This window comes from Mesorhizobium sp. M1423 (assembly GCF_040317575.1).
Lineage (GTDB): Bacteria > Pseudomonadota > Alphaproteobacteria > Rhizobiales > Rhizobiaceae > Mesorhizobium.
The window spans coordinates 1-3406 of the sequence record NZ_JAMYKU010000072.1 but is presented as its reverse complement, the minus strand read 5'-3'; the positions used below and the strand labels follow the sequence as shown (position 1 = coordinate 3406).

2 protein-coding genes are annotated in these 3406 nt (G+C 60.0%); both read left to right on the top strand.

Annotation, left to right across the window (positions count from 1 at the left end; all coding sequences use genetic code 11):
- Window positions 1-358 precede the first annotated feature (358 nt).
- Complete coding sequence (locus tag NKG95_RS34095; RefSeq protein ID WP_353043865.1) at window positions 359-547, top strand: hypothetical protein; 189 nt, start codon at window positions 359-361, stop codon at window positions 545-547.
- A gap of 158 nt (window positions 548-705) precedes the next feature.
- On the top strand, window positions 706-3406 hold a 2701-nt coding region (locus NKG95_RS34090; protein ID WP_353043864.1), incomplete at its 3' end, for a toxin TcdB middle/N-terminal domain-containing protein.

Here is a 3406-nt window from a genome sequence, read left to right as displayed (position 1 = left end):
GTGATGCCAGATGCCGAACCACGTTCATATGCTCCTGACGGCCGCTTCGGGGATTTACGAAGACGAGAATCCCCTACGGAATCCCAAACCATCGAACCATCGTAAGCGCTGTTCCGGCGGCACCTTCGCGCGGATGACGATGTTCGACGCCCTTGAGGGCTTCGACACATGACAGTTTCAGAGTTTACGCTTAAGTCCAGGGACGGAAAGCCGGTCCATCGGCTGGAGATCTTCACTGGTTCGGGTCGGCGGCGTGAGTGGCCGCCAGAGGAGAAGCCGGCGGTGGTGACGGCAGCGCCTCCGAAGCCTGCGGCGAAGCATCGGCCACGGCAAGCGGGAGCCGGCTCAAGACGCTGGTGTGATCGCGCTCAATAGGCCGCCTGCCATTTACAACGTCGGCCGCCTCATGAACTCCACCAACCCTACCGTCACGCAAGTCGCCAAGTATGACGGCTTTGGCAAAGTCGACCGCCAGGACGTCACCATTGGCATGCTGACCGACACCACGACCAGCGTGCGCGATGCCACGGCGTTTTGCAGAACTTGACGCACACGACTCCGGCTTCCGGAAGTAAGGCGGCAGTCCGCCGCTCGCTGTTTCAAATTTCCCTGTGGATATTCCCACTATGACGATGCGGTGTCGTATTCGTTTGGCGGGGAGGCGGTAATTGTAAGCAACTTGGGCTCGGGGGAATCATGAACAAGTTGCTTGTTGGCGCGGCATTGCTTGCCGCCGGCGTCTTCGGCGCAGATACATCTTTCGTTTCTTATATTAGTAGCTCCGCAGGGATCGCTGCTTTTGCACAGGAGGCGCAAGGGACTTCGCCTGACCCTGGCGCGAGTGGCGGCTTCGGCAATAGCGGGGCAGCACTTGGCTCGGGAACAGGCTCCGGCACGGATGATGCGGGCGGAGCGACCGCAGCAGGAACGACGGGAGATGCTACGCCGGCGGGCGATGGTCCGGATGCGGCCGCCAAGGTCGACGGCAATCCGGCTGACAGCGAGGCTGCCGATGCCAAGACCGGCACCGCAGCGAAGACCACCGACAGCGAAACCGCGCCAGAGGAGCCTGCCGCAACGACGCTGGCAACGACCACGACTACCGGGAGCGGCGATCCCGAGGCGATCGGCACGCCGAAGGTGGATCTGCCGAAGAGTTCAGGCAACGGCAATCTGGGCTACGCCATCGGCATCGATGTCCCGGATTTCCACGGCATCGAACCGTCGATCGCCCTCAATTACAATTCTTCGCGCAAGACCAAGACCGGCGGCCTCTACCAGGGTTGGCTGGGATATGCCTGGGGCCTGGATGGTTTTGATGTCATCGAGCGGGCAAGCCCAGGCTATGGCATGCCGGCCTTCGATGCGACCGACATTTATCTGCTCGATGGCCAGGCGATGGTCGCCTGCGTCGCGGGCATGGTGTCGCCGTCGTGTTCGACCGGCGGCACGCATGCGACGGAGAATGAATCCTATCGCCGCATTGCGCTCAACGGCACCACCAACGAATGGAAGGTGACGGATCGCGACGGCACCGTCTCAACCTTCCGCTCGGTCGCTGCGGTGGCGAATCTCAGCCCTCCCCTGACCATCCCAGGCAAGGATGGGGCTACAGTTGCCAACCCAGCCTATGATCTGGCCTACAATTATCGCTGGCTGCTGACCTCGGTCACCGACACCAACGGCAACAGCGTCGCCTACAGCTACACCTGTCCGGCGAGCCCGGTCTGCTATCCCGACACGATCAGCTACAACGGTACGGTCGTAAAATTCTACCTTGAGACGCGGCCCGACCTGATCCTGATGGGCAATGGCCGTGATATCTCGGAGACCAGCCAGCGCATCAAGGCGATCGGCGTCACGGTCTCCAGCACGCTGCGCAGCGCCTACAAGCTGACCTACGACCAGGCGCCGTTCTCCAGTACCTCGCGTCTCACCGCCGTCACCCGCTACGGCACCGATGCCACCATCGCCGCCGACGGCACCATCACCGGCGGCACCGCAAAGCCGCTCGGCCAGATGACCTATCAGAATACTGATGGGGTTTATGCGCCGCTGACTTCCCAAATCTACCAAATGTCGCCCATCTGGGGAACACCAGCAGAAAAGCCGAGAGAGGTCGGCGACCTTAATTTTGATGGCCGGGACGAGGTCTTCGGTGACTATACCGAAGAGATGTCGCAAAACATGGGAGGCCAAGAAACAAGAACGACGACCAAAATATACAAGCGAATAATAAAGTTTGGCACTGATGGGGCTCCAATCGATAACAAATTCGTCTATCTCCGGTCAAACACCACAACATCATTCACGGAGAACCCGACCAAGAAGCCCATCTATTTCTCAGCGCCAGGACGCTTTCTTCCTGGCAAGAACACGATGGACTTTTTATATTACACCGACGGCGCGTCATCCACCACCAATCAGAATGGGTATACCACAGTGTGGTATTCTCCCTCGGGTTCGTTTCTCCTAACGGATACGCAACTGGCAATGACCAAATCGGACTGCCATCCGACGGCGCCAATTGGATACCAGTCCGCCTGCGATGCCTTGCCCTACGGCCAGTTGACGACGGCCCCCGGTACGCCGAACGCCGTGACCGACGCGAATGGCGACGGCATCGATGTAGCCAACAAAGGCGGTGGCATGGGGGTGGGCGACTTCCTTGGCAATGGTCGTCAGCAGCCGATCTTCATATCAGGCGACAATTTGAAAAAGGGAGTATTTTCAGGCGACAAATGGCAGCCGAGCGGGACGTCATTCGACATTACCTGTCCAACGCTGCAATTTTCCGGCACCGGCACTTGCGTTCTGGCCGATGTCAATGGCGATGGGGCGACAGACATTTTCCATTACAACCAGGGCGGCAGCACCCGAGTGTTCCTGTCGACCGGGATCGGCTTCAAGAGCTATGCCAAGCACGACGCGGACGGAGACATCGGGATCCTGCGCGACTTTGATAATGACGGTCGCGTGGACCTCATCACGCTGAGCAACAGCAATCTCGAGACCCAGCCCTACACCACCGGCGCAGTTAAGATTTACTTCCTGCAGCCGTCCTCGACGGATTTCACGCCAGTCCGGTTTTATCTTCCTGTCGCGATGACCGCCGGCACTGTTATCGGCGACTTCAACGGCGACGGCCTGCCGGACTTTACTGACTACAAAGACCACATGTTCATCTCTGCCCCCGGCGCCGGCAATCCGAACCTTTTGCGGTCGGTGGTGACGGAGTTGGGCGGGACGGTTGCGGTGGAGTATGCGCCGTCGTCGACCTGGGCGAACACGTATCTGCCGCAGGTGGTGCATGCGGTGACGAAGCTTTCGGTCGGCGACGGCCGCGGCCAGACGGCGGTGAGCACCTACAGCTATGCCGGCGGCAAATACGATCCGGCGGCGCGCA